The sequence below is a fragment of the Oleiphilus sp. HI0043 genome (assembly GCF_001634935.1).
Window position 1 is genome coordinate 1 of the sequence record NZ_LWEY01000720.1, and the last position, 850, is coordinate 850.

1 protein-coding gene is annotated in these 850 nt (G+C 39.8%); it reads right to left on the reverse strand.

The genetic code is table 11. The features are described from left to right. Positions 1-850, reverse strand: an 850-nt coding sequence (locus tag A3729_RS32635; RefSeq protein ID WP_197475698.1) for a hypothetical protein, incomplete at both ends; no start/stop codon positions are given.

An 850-nucleotide genomic window follows, 5' to 3' on the forward strand; every position in this document is an offset into this window, starting at 1 on the left:
GTTGTATGTGCGATAGGTGTTAAGAGGTCTAGAGAGTTTTCTGAACTTGCTGACTATGTTGCTTCTCAGTATTTGATTTATGTGTGTTTTTTCTTTGCCTAAACTCTTTACTTTGGTTGGGCAGGAAAAGACATAAGGGCAGTTGTCTTGTGTTTTGGCGATTGCTCGTCTCTTGTCGATTAATTCTTTTAGATCGCCTTTTATCTCAAATCTTATTTTTTGAGGTACTTGGTCTTCTTGGGTTTTGTTGGGGGTTACGCATATCCAGTTATCTCTGATGGCGGTAAACCTGAGTTTTAAAAGGTCTCCTTGCCGCAACCCGGTTAGTAGTGCTCCTTTCAGTAAATCCTGCATCCATTCCGGTGCATTTTCGTATACATCTCTGAACTGATCTGAAGACATTTTGTCGCGTTTTTTTGTGTTTGTCTCACGAACCCCGTCACTCTTCATTGGCGGGGTGTAATCGAGTAATTTTCCTAGGTTGTATTTTTCGGGTGGGATAAGACCTTTTCTTTTTGCGAATTCGTAGATCTGCGTTACTACTGTTTTGTGTTTTTTAAATGCATCATGTGATAGTTCTAGCGAGTCAAAGCAGTTTGACCAATCCTTCATTTCAATGTCGATCAGGGCCTTGTCCCTAAAGTGATCTTCTAGCCGCTTTGTTACGCGCGTTTTATTGTAGAGAGTTTGATCTTTGAATTTGTGCGCAAGATATTCACCTTCAAACCTGAAAATGACATTTTTAAAGCTTGGTTCATTCTTGTTGTCTCGTCTTTCTGCATCCAGTTTTATGGATAGTGCTTCTATGCGCAGTTTTTCCTTATGAAGCTCGTATTTTTCATTAAGTTGT